Source organism: Blastococcus sp. SYSU DS0753, from assembly GCF_054051175.1.
Window position 1 is genome coordinate 25,111 of the sequence record NZ_JBJHAT010000009.1, and the last position, 13,975, is coordinate 39,085.

The following is a 13,975-nucleotide window of genomic DNA, read 5'->3' on the forward strand; positions in this document are numbered from 1 at the left end:
ACGGTGAGGGCGGGCCTCGCGACCGGGTCGAGCAGGATGCCGGCCGCCCAGCACGTCCCCGAACCGGGACGGGCCGCTGCGGTTGGCCCGCCTAGGATCGGCCGGGTGAGCGTTCGCCGGGCCGCCCTGGTGGCCGCGGCCCTGCTGGGGATCGCCGTCGTCGTCGTCATCGTCGTCCGCACCCCGTGGGACGTGCTGCCCGAACCGCCCGGAGGGCACACCGAGCCCGACCCGACCGCTGGCCTGGACCCCGCGGCGATCGAGCGCGCGGAGGCCTTCGCCGCCGCCCTGCGACCCGCGTCGCTGCTCTCCCTCGTCCTCGGGCTGGCGGTCTCGGCCGTGCTGGGGCTCACCCCGCTGGGGGCCCGCCTGATGCGGTCGCTGGGGGCGCGGTGGAGGGACCGCTGGGTCGTGCAGGTGGTGCTGGGGGTGCCGGTCCTGCTCCTCCTGGGCCGCGCCGTGACCCTGCCGATCTCCGCCTACGCGGAGTCCGTGCGCACGCGCTACGGCCTGTCCACCCGCGGCTGGGGGCTCTGGCTGCGCGACGTCGCCGTCTCGTGGGCCATCAGCGCGGCGCTGACAGTGGTCGTGGTGCTGGCCTTCCTGTGGCTGGTCCGTCGCGCGCCGCGCACCTGGTGGGCCTGGGGCGGGGCGGCAGTGGCCGGCTTCGTCGTCGTCGGCTCGTTCCTCTACCCGGTGGTCATCGAGCCGGCGTTCAACTCCTTCGAGCCGCTGCCGGCGGGTGAGCTGCGCAGTGACCTGCTGGCGCTCGCCGAGGAGAACGGCACCCCGGTGCAGGACGTGCTGGTCTCCGACGCCTCCCGGCGGACCACGGCGCTGAACGCCTACGTCTCCGGGTTCGGCTCCACCCGGCGCATCGTGGTCTACGACACCGTCCTCGGCGAGCTGCCCGACGCGGAGATCGAGTCGATCGCGGCGCACGAGCTCGGGCACGTCGCCACCGACGACGTCCTCACCGGCACGCTCATGGGCGCGCTCGGCGCGGGCGCGGCGACCGCCCTGCTCGGCTGGTTGCTGATGTGGACGCCGCTGCTGCGCCGCGCCGGGGCGCCCTCGGCCGGCGACCCCCGCGTGGTCCCCCTGCTGCTGTTCCTCGTCGCCGTGGGCAGCCTGCTGGCCACACCCGTGCAGAACCTGGTGTCGCGCCAGGTCGAGGCCCGCGCGGACCTGCACGCCCTCGACCTCACCCGCGATCCGGAGGCCTTCACCGCCATGCAGCAGCGGCTCGCCACGGCCAACCTCGGCGATCCGGACCCGCCGGCGGCCTGGCACTGGTTCTTCGGCAGCCACCCCACGACCGCGCAGCGCATCGCGATGGCCGAGGACTGGGCGCGCCTGGAGGGGCCGTGAGCCGGACGCTCGTCGTCACCAACGACTTCCCGCCCCGGCAAGGGGGCATCCAGACCTTCGTGGCGGCGCTGCTGGAGCGACGGACGCCGGACTCGCTGGTCGTGCTGGCGTCGGACGCACCGGGCTCGGCCGAGCACGACCGATCCCTGCCCTATCCGGTGGTGCGCCGGCCGACCGGGATGCTCCTCCCGACGCGGGCGACCGCCCGCGCGGCCGTGGAGCTGGTGGAGCGGTACGGCTGCGACACCGCGTTCTTCGGGGCGGCCGCGCCGCTGGGGCTGCTCGCGCCCGCGCTGCGCGCCGCCGGGGTCCGGCACCTGGTCGGCGCCACGCACGGCCACGAGACCGGCTGGGTCGCCCTCCCGGGCAGCCGGCAGGTGATGCAGCGGATCGCCACGGGGCTGGACGTCCTCACCTACATCAGCGAGTACACCCGCGAGCGCCTCGCCCCGCCGCTCGGGGGCCGCACCCGGCTGGCCCAGCTCTCGCCCGGGGTCGACGTCGACCGGTTCGCCCCCGGGGTCGACGGGACGGCGGTGCGTGCCCGCCACGGGCTCGGTGACGCACCGGTGGTCGTCTGCGTCTCCCGGCTGGTCGCCCGCAAGGGGCAGGACGTGCTCGTGGCGGGGTGGCCGCGGGTGCTCGCCCGTCACCCGGGGGCCCGGTTGCTGCTGGTCGGTGGTGGGCCGGACGAGGGCAAGCTGCGTCGTGCGATCGCCGCCCGCGGCCTGCAGGGCTCCGTCGTGCTGACCGGCCCGGTGGACCACGACGAGCTGCCGGCGCACTACGCCGCCGGAGACGTGTTCGCCATGCCCTGCCGCACCCGGCGCGGGGGACTCGACGTCGAGGGCCTCGGCATGGTCTTCCTCGAGGCCGCGGCCAGCGCCCGCCCGGTCGTCGCGGGCACCTCGGGCGGTGCGCCGGAGGCGGTGCGCGACGGCGTCACCGGGCACGTGGTGGACCCGCGGTCACCGGAGGCGGTGGCGTCGGCTCTGGTGGGGTTGCTCGACGACCCGGGGCGCGCCCGGGCGATGGGCCTGGCCGGGCGGGCCTGGGTGGAGCAGCGGTGGTCCTGGACCTCGATCGCCGCGACGTTCGACGAGCTCCTCACGAAGCACTGAGGCCCGCCGCGCAGGGGCGCGGCGGGCCTCGGTACGCGGCGTTCAGCGGCTGTAGAGCGCGTCCACGTCGGAGCCGAACTCCTTCATGACCACGTTGCGCTTCAGCTTCAGGCTGGGCGTCAGCATCCCGTTGTCCTCGGTGAAGTCGGTGGCCAGCACCGTGAACTTCTTGATCGCCTCGGCCTGGGAGACCGCCTTGTTGGCCTCCTGCACCGCGGCGTCGAGCTCGGCGAGCACGTCGGGGTCCTCCCGCAGCTGGGCCGCGGTGAGGGAGGTGTCCTTGCCCCTGGACTCCAGCCACTGCGGCAGCGCCTCTTCGTCGAGGGTCACCAGCGCGGCGATGTAGGGCCGCTGGTCGCCGACGACGATGCACTGGCTGACCAGCCGGTGGGCGCGCAGCCGGTCCTCCAGCACCGCCGGGGCGACGTTCTTGCCGCCCGCGGTCACCAGGATCTCCTTCTTCCGGCCGGTGATCCTGAGGAAGCCGTCCGAGTCGAGCTCGCCGATGTCACCGGAGTGGAAGAAGCCCTCGGAGTCGATGGCCTCCTTCGTCGCCTCCGGGTTGTTCCAGTAGCCGCGCATGACGATGCCGCCCCGGATGAGCACCTCGCCGTCCTCGGCGATCCGGAACGTGACACCGGGCAGCGGCCGGCCGACGGTGCCGATGCGCAGGGCCGCGTCGTGGTTCACCGAGGCGGCCGCGGTGGTCTCGGTGAGGCCGTAGCCCTCGAAGACGGTGACGCCGATGCCGCGGAAGAAGTGGCCGAGCCGCTCGCCCAGCGGGGCACCGCCGGAGATGGCACCCAGGCAGCGCCCGCCCAGGGCGGCCCGCAGCTTGCCGTAGACCAGCTTCTCGAACAGCGCGTGCTGCACGCGCAGGCCCAGCCCCGGGCCGCCGGTGTCCTGGGCGCGGGACCAGTCGATGGCCACCTGTGCGGCCCGGTCGAAGATCTTGCCCTTGCCGTCGCCCTCCGCCTTGGCCTTGGCCGAGTTGAAGACCTTCTCGAAGACCCGGGGGACGGCGAGCACGAACGTCGGCCTGAACTCGCCGAGGTCCTCGACGAGGTTCGTCACGTCGGGCGTGTGGCCGATGACGGTGCGGTTCTTGATGGCGCCGACCTGCAGCACGCGGGCGAGCACGTGGGCCAGCGGGATGAACAGCAGGAGCGAGCCCTGCACGTTCATGAACCGGTCCAGCAGTGTGATGCCGTTGCCGATCTCGAACAGGAAGTTGGCGTGCGTCAGCTCGCAGCCCTTGGGGCGGCCCGTGGTGCCGCTGGTGTAGATCAGCGTGGCCGGGCTGTCGGCGTGGAGCGTGGCCCGGCGGGCGTCGAGCTCGCCGTCGGGCACCTCCCGGCCGGTCGCGGTCAGCTGCTCGACCGCGCCGTCGTCGATGACGAAGACGGCCTTCAGCTCGGGCGCCTGGTCCCGGATCGACTCGATGGCGGCGGCGTGCTCGTCGCGCTCGACGACGGCGACCGTGGCCCCGGAGTCGGAGAGGATCCACGCCACCTGGTCGGCGCTGGAGGTCTCGTAGACCGGGACGACGACCGCGCCGGCGGTCCAGATGGCGTAGTCGAGGACGGTCCACTCGTAGCGCGTCTTGGCCTGCAGGGCGACGCGGTCGCCGGCGGCCACCCCCGCGGCGATCAGGCCCTTGGCGACGCCGCGGACCTCCTCGCCGAACTGCTGCCAGGTCACGTCGGTCCAGCGGCCGTCCACCCGGCGCCGGAGGCCGACCTCGTTCCCGTGCTCGGCGACGTTGGTCGTGAGCATGTCGGTGAGGGCCTCGTCGGGGCCCACCTCGTGGGTTGCTGGAACGCTGAACTCGCGCACGCCCGGTCCTTTCCTCCCCGACCGTCCGGAGGCACCGTCGCCCGCGGCCCCGGTACGGGGACGTCCGAACAATCTAGCGGCTGGTGCTACCCGGGAGTAGCCGAGTGCCGTGGCGTACGGGGGCCGGGCACGGCGGGGAGCGGCTAGCCTGCTGCCCATGGCCGACCAGTCCACCCAGTCGATCGTCGTCGAGGCGCCTGCGGCCGAGGTCATGGCGGTGATCGCCGACTTCCCCTCGTATCCGCAGTGGGTGACCGCCGCGAAGAAGGTCGAGGTCCTCGAGACCTGCGCGGACGGCCGGGCCCGGCGGGTGCACTTCGTGCTGGACGCCGGCGCGGTGAAGGACGACTACGTCCTCGAGTACACCTGGGACGACGACCGCCGGGTCTCCTGGACGCTGGTCCAGGGACAGATGCAGAAGCGGCAGGAGGGCTCCTACACCCTCGCCGAGACCGGCGGCCGCACCGAGGTCACCTACTCGATCACCATCGACCTCTCCATCCCGATGCTCGGCATGATCAAGCGCAAGGCGGAGAAGGTCATCCTCGACACCGCGCTCAAGGAGCTCAAGAAGCGCGTCGAGGGCTGAGCCGAGTGCGCACCCTCCTGGTCACCGGCCCCGGCGGGACGGGCTCCTCGACGCTGGCGGCCGCCGCGGCCGTCCGCGCCGCCCAGGAGGGCCGGCGCACGCTGCTGCTCTCCCGGCAGCCGCCACCCGTGCCCGGCCTCGACGAGGTCCCGGGGCTGCGCACGCTGCGCGTGCAGGGACGCCGGGCGGTCGAGGACCTGTGGGGAGCCCACGCCGGTGCGCTCGGTGCGCTGCTGCCGCACCTGGAGCTGCCGCCGGCCAGCTCGGTGCTGCCGCTGCCGGGCGCCGAGGAGCTCGCGCTGATGGTGGCCCTCGGCTCCGCCGACGCCGACCTGGTGGTGGTCGACGCCGGCCCCCTGCGGGACGGGCTGGCGCTGGCGGCCCTGCCCGGCGTCCTGCGCTGGTGGCTGGACCAGGCGCTGCCGCCGACGGCCCGGGCGCTGGCCGCCGTGCGGACGGCGACGGTGGCGGCGGGGGCGGCCCGCCAGGGACCGGTGGACGCGCTGCTCGCCGCGCTGCCCGGGCTCGAGCGGCTGCTCGCGCGGGAGCGGCTGGCCGATTCGACCGCCACGGCGGTCTGGCTGGCCGCCGCCGCCCGCGGCCCCGCCGTGCCGGAGCTGCGGAACGCGGCGACCGTGCTGGCCCTGCACGGGTTGCGGGTCGCCACCGTGCTCGCCCGGGTGCTGCCGGTCGGCGGTCCGGGGGAGTGGTGGGCGGGACGCATCGCCGAGCAGGACGCCGCCCGGTCCCGGCTGGCGGAGGTGGCCGCCGTGCACGACGTCCCCGAGCTGCCGGCCTCACCGGCGGACGTGGCCGGTGCCCGGGCCCTGCTGGACGGGCTGGATCTCCCGGCGTCCGGCGGGCCGGCGAGACCGGCCCCGCACCGGGGCGGGTCCGGGTGGCAGTTGGTCGTCCCGCTGCCCTTCGCCGACCGCGCCGCCGTGGGGCTGACCCGGTGGGGCGATGACCTCGTGCTGTCGGTAGGGGAGGATCGTCGTTCGCTGCGCCTGGACTCGCTGCTGCGCCGGTGCGAGGTGACGGGGGGACGGCTGCTCGCCCCCGGCACCGCCGACGCCCGCCTCGAGGTCAGTTTCCGCCCGGATCCGCAGCAGTGGCCGGCCGACCTCCTGGCGGCCGAGGGGAGGATCAGATGACCACCGGTGCCGACTGGCTCGACCAGGCCCGCCGCCTGTTCGACGTCGTCCGGGCCAGCGCCGAGCGGCCCGCCGCCGCTTCCGGCGACGGGCATGGCGGGGACTGCCGCTGGTGCCCGGTCTGCCAGGCGGCCGCCGTCGTCCGTGGTGAGCGTCCCGAGGTGACCGCCGCGCTGGCCGACGTCCTCACCACCACCGCGGCCGCGCTCCGGGCGTTCGCGGAGGACCAGGGCGCCGGCGGCGCCACCCCGGCGACCGGCGACCGCGCCCCCGAGCAGCCCCCCGAGCAGCCCACCGAGCAGTCCACCGGCCAGCCGGCCGTCCAGCGGATCGACATCGCGTGACCGGGCCGGGGGTGACGGCCCGCCCGGCGCTCGGCATCGACATCGGCGGCACCAAGGTCGCCGGTGGGCTGGTGGCGCCCGACGGCACGATCGTGGCCACCGCGCGGCGGGCGACGCCCGGCGCCTCGGTGAGCGACACCGAGGACGCCATCGCGGCCGTCGTCGACGAGCTCGCCGGGGGGCTGGGGGACGAGGTCGTCGGCGTCGGCGTGGGTGCCGCCGGCTGGTTCGACCGCACGGGGGACACCGTGCTGTTCAGCCCGCACCTGGCGTGGCGGAACTCCACCCTGCGCAAGGACCTGGGCGCGCGGCTGCAGCGCCCGCTGTGGGTGGGCAACGACGCCGACGCCGCGGCGTGGGCCGAGTACCGCTACGGCGCCGCCCGGGGTGCCGACCTGGCGCTGATGATCACCCTCGGCACCGGCATCGGGGGCGGCATCGTGCTCGACGGGCGGCTGCGCCGGGGCTCGCACGGGGTCGCGGGGGAGTGGGGGCACATGCGCGTGGTCCCCGACGGGCGGCTGTGCGCCTGCGGCAACCGGGGCTGCTGGGAGCAGTACGCCAGCGGGACGGCGCTGGGCCAGACCGCGCGGGAGGTGGCCCGCACCTCGCCGGCGGCCGCCGCGCTGCTGCTGGAGCGGGTCGACTGCGAGCCCGACCGGCTGACCGGCGAGCACGTGGCCCGCGCCGCCTACGACGGCGACCCGCTGGCGCTCGAGCTGGTCACCGACGTGGGGTACTGGCTGGGCCAGGGGATCGCCGACCTGGCGGCGGTGCTCGACCCCGAGGTCGTGGTGATCGGCGGCGGGGTCAGCGTGCTCGGCGAGATGGTGCTGCGGCCCGCCCGGGAGCGGCTGGAGCGCGCCCTGCCCGGCCGCGGCTTCCGCCCCGGCCCCCGGGTCGTCGTCGCCGAACTGGGGCCGCAGGCCGGCATCGTGGGCGCGGCCGACCTGGTGCGGAGGGCCGTCGCCGAGGGCGAGGCCTAGTCCGCCGGCGCCAGCTCCCGGGCCAGCTGCTCCAGGAACAGGCCGATGTCGGTGACGATGCCGATCGCCTGCGCGCTGCCCCGGTCGGCCAGCTTGGTGACCGTGGCCGGGTTGATGTCGACGCAGACCAGCGGGATCGACGCCGGCAGGATGTTCCCGGTGGCGATGGAGTGCAGCATCGTCGCCACCATGATCGCGAAGCCGACGTCGTGCAGCTCGGCGCGCATCGCGCGCTGACCCTCGATCACGTCGGTGTGCACGTCGGGCAGCGGCCCGTCGTCGCGCACCGAGCCGACCAGCACGAACGGTCTCCCCGCCTGCACCATCGCGTGCATGACCCCGCCGGTGAGGACGCCGGAGTCGACGGCCGCCGGGATGGAGCCGGCCGCCCGGATCGTGTTGATCGCGCGGATGTGGTGCTCGTGGCCGTGCGGCACCCCCGAGCCCTTCGCGAGGTCGACCCCCAGCGAGGTGCCGAACAGCGCCGACTCGATGTCGTGGGTGGCCAGGGCGTTGCCGGCGAAGAGGACGTCGACGTAGCCGGCGCGGATCAGCCGCACCATCGCGGGGGCGGCGCCGGTGTGCACCACGGCCGGCCCGCCCACCCACAGCACCCGCTTCCCGGCGGCCCTGACCTCGCGCATGCGCTCGGCGATCTGCCGGACCAGCAGCGCCTGGGGCTTCTCGCTGGACACCGCGGAGGACATGAACCCGAAGTCGTCCTCCGTGCCGCGTGGGGCCTGCACGGGCAGCTCCACCCGCACCCCCTGGGCCCCGCAGACGACGGTGTCTCCCGCGCGCACGTCGCTCACGGGCACCGTGCGCACGACCGTGCCGGTCTCCTCGGTGGACACCACCAGGCCGCAGTCCATCTCCGGGTTGCGCACCCGCAGCCACTCCCCGTCCAGGCGGACGAGGGTCTCCAGGTTGGTGGTCGAGTAGAAGTCGTCCGGGAAGACCCCGTCCGCGGGGGCGGGGCGGGTCGTCGCCGTCCCCGTCCCCGGGTCGACGGCGTTGGCCCCGTGGACCTGCACCCGCATGAGGATCCGCTCGAGCCGCTCGGCCTCGTCGGCGGTGATCTCGATCAGCGCCGTCGACTCGTCGGCGTGCTCGCGCCCCAGGGCCAGGTCGGCGATCCGGTAGTCCCCGCCGTACTCCAGGACGTCGTCGAGGATGCGGGCGAGGGTGCCGGTGTCCATCAGGTGGCCCGCGACGGTGACGGTGGCGGTGGCGGTGCCCATGCTCAGACCACCGCCCCGTCGTCGCCGTCGTCGGAGCGGTCGCGCATGCGGGAGACCAGCAGCGCCACGCCACCGGCCACCACGCCCACCCCGAGGACGAGGCCGGCGTCGGCCGAGAGGCCGATGATCGAGGGGACGCCGATGAGCAGGATGCCGGCGGCCACCAGCAGCAGTGCGTAGAGGACCGCCGGTGCGGGGACCGGCAGCGGCGGCGGGGCCGGCGGCTCGAAGTGCTCCTCCGGCCGGTCGAGCACCGGCACCTCGTGCGGCGTCGGCGGGGGCGCGTCCGACGGCGCCCCGTCGACGGCCGTGGGGCCGTGCTCGGCCTCGAAGGCGGCCACGATGCGGCGCCATTCGGCGTCCTCGTCGAGGTCGCGCCCGGCGGGCCGGCGGAGCACGCGCGGCTCGGCCGGGTGCTCGTCGGCGTGCTGCTCGACCAGCCCCCGCGCCTCGGCCTGGCGCGACCGGTCGACGAACAGCCGGTCCGACGGCGGGCTGGGGAGGACGACCGACCGGGTGTAGGGGCCGACGTCGGCGGCCGGCTCCAGGTAGGCGGCGATCCCGGCGGCCTCGAGGACGTCGAGGAGGTGCTCGCCCACGCGTGGGTCGACGTCGCGCACCGGGCTCCAGAGCGCGGCGTCCAGGCCGTTGTCGCGGCGGCCCCGTCCGCGCCGCTCGGTCACCGACGCCCGCCCGACGAGGCGCCGGTCTCGTCCACCGGCACGCGCGCGCGGATCCACTCGGCGGACCGGCGGAAGACCAGCGGGGCGTCGTTGTCCAGGGTGGCCACGTGGTAGCTGTCCTCCAGCACGACCTCGGTGGTGTCCGGGCTGGCCACACCGGCCAGCAGCAGGGCGCTGTTCACGGGCTCCACGACGTGGTCCTCGGCGCTGCGGAAGACGATGACCGGCGCCGTGACCAGCCCCAGGTCGGCGCGGGTGGCGGCCCAGAGGCCGCGCAGCTGCAGCATCGCGCGCGTGGGCAGCTTCGGGTAGGCGAGCTCGGTGACGCCGGGCTTCTTGATGTCGCTGGCGATCGGTGCCCAGCGGGGGGTCAGCCGGGCCAGCAGCGGGAGCAGCTTGGCGTCCAGCCGCTGGGTCGTCAGCGCCGGGTTCACCAGGAGCAGTCCGGCGACGTCGCCCGCGCGCACCTCGGCCAGGCGGGTGGCCAGCGTCCCGCCCATCGAGAGGCCGGCGACGAACACCCGGTCGCAGGTGGCGGCGAGCTGGTCGAACGCGTGCTCCACCGTCTGCGTCCACTGGTCGGAGGTGCTGGCGTTGCAGTCCTGCCAGCGGGTGCCGTGGCCGGGCAGCAGCGGGCACCGGACGGCGAAGCCCTCGGCGGCCAGGTGCTCGCCCCAGGGCCGCACGCTCATCGGCGTCGCGGTGAACCCGTGGACGAGGAGCACGCCGGTGCGCCCCGCCGGCCCCTCGCCGCCGGGGAACTCGAACGGCTCGGCGCCGGGCATGACCTCGGGAACGGGGGTCGGTCCGGGCACGGCGCTCCTCCTCGGCATCCGGCGTCGCGCCGGTGTCGGCTACCTCACGACGGGGCCCGGATTGTGATCGGGGCCCCAGGCTCCCTAGTCTGGCAGTCCCCGAGGGAGGCGTGTTGTTCTACTGGTTCCTCAAGTTCGTCGCGATCGGTCCGGCGGTGACCGTGGTCTGCCGCCCGAAGGCCGAGGGCGTCGAGCACGTGCCGGCGACGGGTGCGGCGATCCTGGCGAGCAACCACCTCTCCGCGGCCGACTGGATCTTCATGCCCCTGCAGCTGAAGCGGCGGGTGACCTTCCTGGCGAAGGCGGAGTACTTCACCGGCAAGGGCGTGAAGGGCTTCCTGCAGCGTGCCTTCTTCTCCGGCGCCGGCCAGGTGCCGATCGACCGGTCCAGCGCGTCGGCGGCCGAGAACGCCATCCAGACCGGCCTGCGCATCCTCCGCCAGGGCAAGCTGCTCGGCATCTACCCGGAGGGCACGCGCTCGCCCGACGGCCGGCTCTACCGCGGCAAGATCGGGGTCGCCCGCATGGCGCTGGAGACCGGTGTCCCGGTGATCCCGGTGGCCATGTGCTACAGCTCCCGGAAGCTGCCTTTCGGCAAGGAGCTGATGCGGGTGAAGGTCGTCTTCGGGGAGCCGCTGGACTTCAGCCGCTACGAGGGGCTGGCCGGGGACCGGTTCGTCGAGCGCTCCATCACCGATGAGATCATGTACGAGATCATGACGTTGTCGGGCCAGGAGTACGTCGACGTCTACGGCGCCACGGTGAAGAAGTCGATGGACGCGACGGGCGCCAGCGCCAACGACGTCATCGCGACCCTGCAGCCGCCGGTCACCGAGGCCGCCGACCGCGCACCCACGACGCTCGCCGGCTGACGGGGCAGCAGCCGGTCGAGCACGTCGCGCAGCAGCGTGAGCAGCGCGGCTCGGGGCATCGTGGGGCTCCCGGACCCACTGGGCGACGAGGTCCTCGTTGACGGAGAAGAACGCGCGCACCAGCTGCCGTCGGCGGCGACCTACGGTGGACGGCGTGCGGCGCTTCTTCTACGACACCGAGTTCATCGAGGACGGCACCACGATCGACCTCGTCTCCATCGGCGTCGTCGACGAGACCGGCCGGGAGTTCTACGCCGTGAGCACGGAGTTCGACCCCGGCAAGGCCATTCCCTGGGTGCGCCGCAACGTGCTCGACCAGCTGCCCCCGCCGGCGGACAAGGCGTGGCGCAGCCGCCAGCGGATCCGCGAGGACCTGCTCTCCTTCCTGACCGCACCGGGGGAGGAGATCGAGCTGTGGGCCTGGTTCGCCGCCTACGACCACGTGGCGCTGTGCCAGCTGTGGGGCGCGATGCCGGCGCTGCCCCGGCCCATCCCGCGCTTCACCCGGGAGCTGCGGCAGCGCTGGGACGACCGGGGGCAGCCGCCGCTGCCGCCGAAGCCGCAGGGCACCCACGACGCGCTGGTCGACGCCCGGTACAACCTCGCGCGCTGGCACGCCATCGAGGCCGCGGGCTGACGTGCCCACCACCCGCAGGTGGACCCCGGGGGCGGGAGACGGAACAGTGCCCGGTGTGGGCCGACCCAGCGAGCGCCCGGAGTCCGAGGTGCTGGCGGAGGTGGAGGACGCCTCCGCCCGGGAGCACGGGGTGCCGGCGTCCCTGCTCGACGGGTACCTGACCGCGCTGACCGCCGTGGCGGTGCAGGGGCGCCGGCTGACGGCCGCCGAGGAGGCCCACTGCCGGCAGCTCGGCGCGAGGGCGGCGGAGCAGGGGGTCGGGCTGCCCGCGCTGGTGGACCTGTACATGACCGCGTCGCGCAGGCTCTGGCCCCGCCTCCCGGGCCTCGTGGGTGACTCCCGCGGACGGTCGGGCTCCGTCGACCTGGTGTCCGTCGGCGAGGCGGTGTGGCGCGGGGCGGACACGGCGCTGGCGGCCCTGGCCGCGGGGCACGTCGACGCCGAGCGGGACGTGGTCCGTCGCGAGGAGGCGTTCCGGCGGGAGTTCGTCGACGACCTGCTCACCGGCCGGTCGGAGGTCGGCGCGCTCGTCGAGCGGGCCGCCCGGCTGGGGCTGGCGCTGACCGGCAGCCACACCGTGACGGTGGCGGCGACCGACCGGCCCACCGACTCCGGCATGCCCCTGACCGGGTGGCTGGAGGCGGAGGCGCGCGCCCGCTTCGGCGACCGAGGGCTGCTCGTCGCGGCGAAGGACGGTCGGCTCGTCTGCGTGCTGTCCTCGGTCCCGGCGCCGGGTGGGCGGGCCCCCGACGACGACGCGCTGGCCGAGCTGTCCGGCCAGGCGGTGGGCCGGCTGACCCGCCGTGCGCGGTGGCGGGTGGGGGTGGGGCGCTCGTACCCCGGTCCGCGGGGGGTCCTCCGCTCCTACCGCGAGGCGGTGGACGCCCTCGAGGTCGCGCAGCGGCTGAGCCTCCCCGAACCGGTGGTCCACGCGCGGGACATGCTCGTCTACCGGGTGCTGCTCCGGGACGAGGAGGCGATCGCCGACCTCGTCGGCACGGTGCTCGGTCCGCTGGTGGACGCCCGGGGTGGCCCCGAACCCCTCGTCGCGACGGCAGAGGCGTACTTCGCCGGCGGGCGCAATGCGGCCTCGGCGGCCCGTCGGCTGCACCTGAGCGTGCGTGCGGTGACCTACCGGCTGCAGCGGATCCGGGAGCTCAGCGGGTACGACCCGGCGGATCCGGCCGACCAGCTGCCGCTCCTCGTCGCCGTCACCGGAGCGCGCCTGCTCGACTGGCCGGCGAGGCCCCTCACCCTCCGCTGAGCAGCGGGTTGCCCGGTCGACGCTGCCGGATCTCGGCAACGAGTGGCAGCGGGTGTCGTCCGGCCCGGCCCCTGCCGGCGGCGGGCGCGCAGTCCTAGCGTCGGGACATGGCTCGGACCTTCCACCCGCTCCCGCGGCCCACCGCCTCCCCGGCCACCCCGTCGGTGGCCCGACCCGGCCGATCCGCGCAGCGGCTGCGCGCCGGGCACCCGGCGTCCCGGCACACCGGCGCGGTCGCGGACGGTGCCGAGCTGACCCTGGATATCCGGTGGGGCGGGCGCCGTCCTCTCGTCGAGGTGTCCGGTGAGCTCGACCTGGCGGGCGCTGATCTGTTCGCGGCCCTCCTCGCCCACGTGCGGGCCACCGATCCGGGGCCGATCGCGGTCGACCTCGGCCGCGTCAGCTTCATCGACTCGCACGGGCTCTCCCCGGCGCTCGCCCGCGACGTCGTCCTGGTGGCGGCCTCGCCGGTGGTCGCCCGGGTGCTGCGGCTGCTGGGCCTCCCGATCCCCCCGCCGGGCGAGATCCGGCACGGCGTCGGTCGCCCCCGCCGCGGCCGTCCCCGGTCCGGCGGCGCCTGAGCCGTCGCGGCGAGCCGCTTGCCGCCACCGGGAAGAGACGGCCCCCGGAACGCTGCCCGGTCCCGACCGGGTGCGCTCCCACCGCCCCGGACATCCGCAGCACGTCCGCCACGTCGTCGTGAAGAGGTTCCCCGTGCTCTCCCTGCTCTGGTTGCTCGTCGTCGGTCTGATCGCCGGTTTCCTCGCCCGGGCGCTCGTGCCCGGCAAGGACACCATGAGCCTGGGCGCCACGCTGTTGCTCGGGGTGAGCGGCTCCGTCGTCGGTGGCCTGCTCCTCGGCCTCCTCTTCGGTGGCTTCCGGGACCGCGGCTTCGGTCCCGCCGGGATCATCGGTTCCGTCCTGGGAGCGGTGCTCGTGCTCCTGCTCTACAACCGGTTCTCCGGCCGGCGCCAGGCCGGCTCGGGGGCACGGCGCGGCGTGCGCTGACCTGAGAAGCGCAGAAGGCCCTCTCCCGTCGCCGGGAGAGGGCCTTCCGCCACG

At 75.2% G+C, this 13,975-nt stretch carries 15 protein-coding genes; 11 read left to right on the forward strand and 4 right to left on the reverse strand.

The features are described from left to right. Positions 1-105 precede the first annotated feature (105 nt). Complete coding sequence (locus ACI799_RS09530) at positions 106-1,371, forward strand: M48 family metallopeptidase (protein ID WP_456612954.1); 1,266 nt, start codon at positions 106-108, stop codon at positions 1,369-1,371. After that, a complete protein-coding gene (locus ACI799_RS09535; protein ID WP_456612955.1) occupies positions 1,368-2,492 on the forward strand; it encodes a glycosyltransferase family 4 protein in 1,125 nt (374 codons plus the stop codon). Before ACI799_RS09530 ends, ACI799_RS09535 begins: the two co-directional genes overlap by 4 nt. Positions 2,493-2,534: 42 nt before the next feature. On the opposite strand, the gene ACI799_RS09540 is transcribed toward ACI799_RS09535, so the two are convergent. Beyond that, complete coding sequence (locus tag ACI799_RS09540) at positions 2,535-4,328, reverse strand: AMP-dependent synthetase/ligase (RefSeq protein WP_456612956.1); 1,794 nt, start codon at positions 4,326-4,328, stop codon at positions 2,535-2,537. Positions 4,329-4,485: 157 nt separating this feature from the next. On the opposite strand from ACI799_RS09540, the gene ACI799_RS09545 reads away from it, so the two are divergent. From ACI799_RS09545 to ACI799_RS09560, 4 genes are read left to right on the forward strand one after another with little or no spacing between them, the layout of a single operon-like run. Continuing rightward, positions 4,486-4,917, forward strand: a complete 432-nt coding sequence (locus tag ACI799_RS09545; protein WP_456612957.1) for an SRPBCC family protein — start codon at positions 4,486-4,488, stop codon at positions 4,915-4,917. Between the two features lie 5 nt (positions 4,918-4,922). Further along, positions 4,923-6,071, forward strand: coding sequence for an ArsA family ATPase (locus tag ACI799_RS09550; RefSeq protein WP_456612958.1), 1,149 nt, complete (start codon positions 4,923-4,925; stop codon positions 6,069-6,071). Then, positions 6,068-6,415 carry a hypothetical protein gene (locus ACI799_RS09555; protein WP_456599759.1) on the forward strand — a complete coding sequence of 116 codons (348 nt, stop codon included), beginning with the start codon at positions 6,068-6,070 and terminating at the stop codon, positions 6,413-6,415. Before ACI799_RS09550 ends, ACI799_RS09555 begins: the two co-directional genes overlap by 4 nt. After that, positions 6,412-7,401 (forward strand): ROK family glucokinase, encoded by a 990-nt coding sequence (locus tag ACI799_RS09560; RefSeq protein WP_456589529.1) that lies wholly within the window; start codon positions 6,412-6,414, stop codon positions 7,399-7,401. The genes ACI799_RS09555 and ACI799_RS09560 overlap by 4 nt, the downstream gene beginning before the upstream one ends. Here the strand turns inward: ACI799_RS09560 and ACI799_RS09565 are convergent. Genes ACI799_RS09565 through ACI799_RS09575 form a run of 3 tightly spaced genes read right to left on the reverse strand, consistent with a single transcriptional unit; the run spans position 7,398 to position 10,140 of the window. Further along, the gene (locus ACI799_RS09565) at positions 7,398-8,642 is read right to left on the reverse strand and encodes an ornithine cyclodeaminase, nickel-pincer nucleotide-dependent (protein WP_456612959.1); all 1,245 of its coding nucleotides are present in this window, start codon (positions 8,640-8,642) and stop codon (positions 7,398-7,400) included. The genes ACI799_RS09560 and ACI799_RS09565 overlap by 4 nt on opposite strands. A gap of 2 nt (positions 8,643-8,644) precedes the next feature. Beyond that, the gene (locus ACI799_RS09570) at positions 8,645-9,325 is read right to left on the reverse strand and encodes a hypothetical protein (RefSeq protein ID WP_456589527.1); all 681 of its coding nucleotides are present in this window, start codon (positions 9,323-9,325) and stop codon (positions 8,645-8,647) included. Then, the gene (locus tag ACI799_RS09575) at positions 9,322-10,140 is read right to left on the reverse strand and encodes an alpha/beta hydrolase (RefSeq protein WP_456589526.1); all 819 of its coding nucleotides are present in this window, start codon (positions 10,138-10,140) and stop codon (positions 9,322-9,324) included. The genes ACI799_RS09570 and ACI799_RS09575 overlap by 4 nt, the downstream gene beginning before the upstream one ends. Before the next feature lie 110 nt (positions 10,141-10,250). Here ACI799_RS09575 and ACI799_RS09580 point away from each other — a divergent pair, with 110 nt between their 5' ends. The 5 genes from ACI799_RS09580 to ACI799_RS09600 all read left to right on the forward strand — a co-directional run bounded on the left by ACI799_RS09580 (position 10,251) and on the right by ACI799_RS09600 (position 13,921). Continuing rightward, positions 10,251-11,012: a lysophospholipid acyltransferase family protein gene (locus tag ACI799_RS09580; RefSeq protein WP_456589525.1), complete on the forward strand. Its 762-nt coding sequence runs from the start codon at positions 10,251-10,253 to the stop codon at positions 11,010-11,012. Between the two features lie 154 nt (positions 11,013-11,166). Next, positions 11,167-11,649: a polyadenylate-specific 3'-exoribonuclease AS gene (locus ACI799_RS09585; protein ID WP_456589524.1), complete on the forward strand. Its 483-nt coding sequence runs from the start codon at positions 11,167-11,169 to the stop codon at positions 11,647-11,649. A 55-nt stretch (positions 11,650-11,704) separates the two neighbouring features. Then, entirely contained in the window at positions 11,705-12,913 is a 1,209-nt protein-coding gene (locus tag ACI799_RS09590) for a PucR family transcriptional regulator (RefSeq protein WP_456589523.1), read from the forward strand. A gap of 107 nt (positions 12,914-13,020) precedes the next feature. Then, positions 13,021-13,494 (forward strand): STAS domain-containing protein, encoded by a 474-nt coding sequence (locus tag ACI799_RS09595; RefSeq protein ID WP_456612960.1) that lies wholly within the window; start codon positions 13,021-13,023, stop codon positions 13,492-13,494. A 118-nt stretch (positions 13,495-13,612) separates the two neighbouring features. Continuing rightward, positions 13,613-13,921 (forward strand): GlsB/YeaQ/YmgE family stress response membrane protein, encoded by a 309-nt coding sequence (locus ACI799_RS09600; protein WP_456589521.1) that lies wholly within the window; start codon positions 13,613-13,615, stop codon positions 13,919-13,921. Positions 13,922-13,975: the final 54 nt, after the last annotated feature.

Coding starts and splice junctions, on each gene's coding strand:
- ACI799_RS09545 (WP_456612957.1), top strand. CDS start 4,486: ATGGCCGACCAGTCCACCCAGTCGATCGTCGTCGAGGCGCCTGCGGCC.
- ACI799_RS09555 (WP_456599759.1), top strand. CDS start 6,068: ATGACCACCGGTGCCGACTGGCTCGACCAGGCCCGCCGCCTGTTCGAC.
- ACI799_RS09565 (WP_456612959.1), bottom strand. CDS start 8,642: ATGGGCACCGCCACCGCCACCGTCACCGTCGCGGGCCACCTGATGGAC.
- ACI799_RS09595 (WP_456612960.1), top strand. CDS start 13,021: ATGGCTCGGACCTTCCACCCGCTCCCGCGGCCCACCGCCTCCCCGGCC.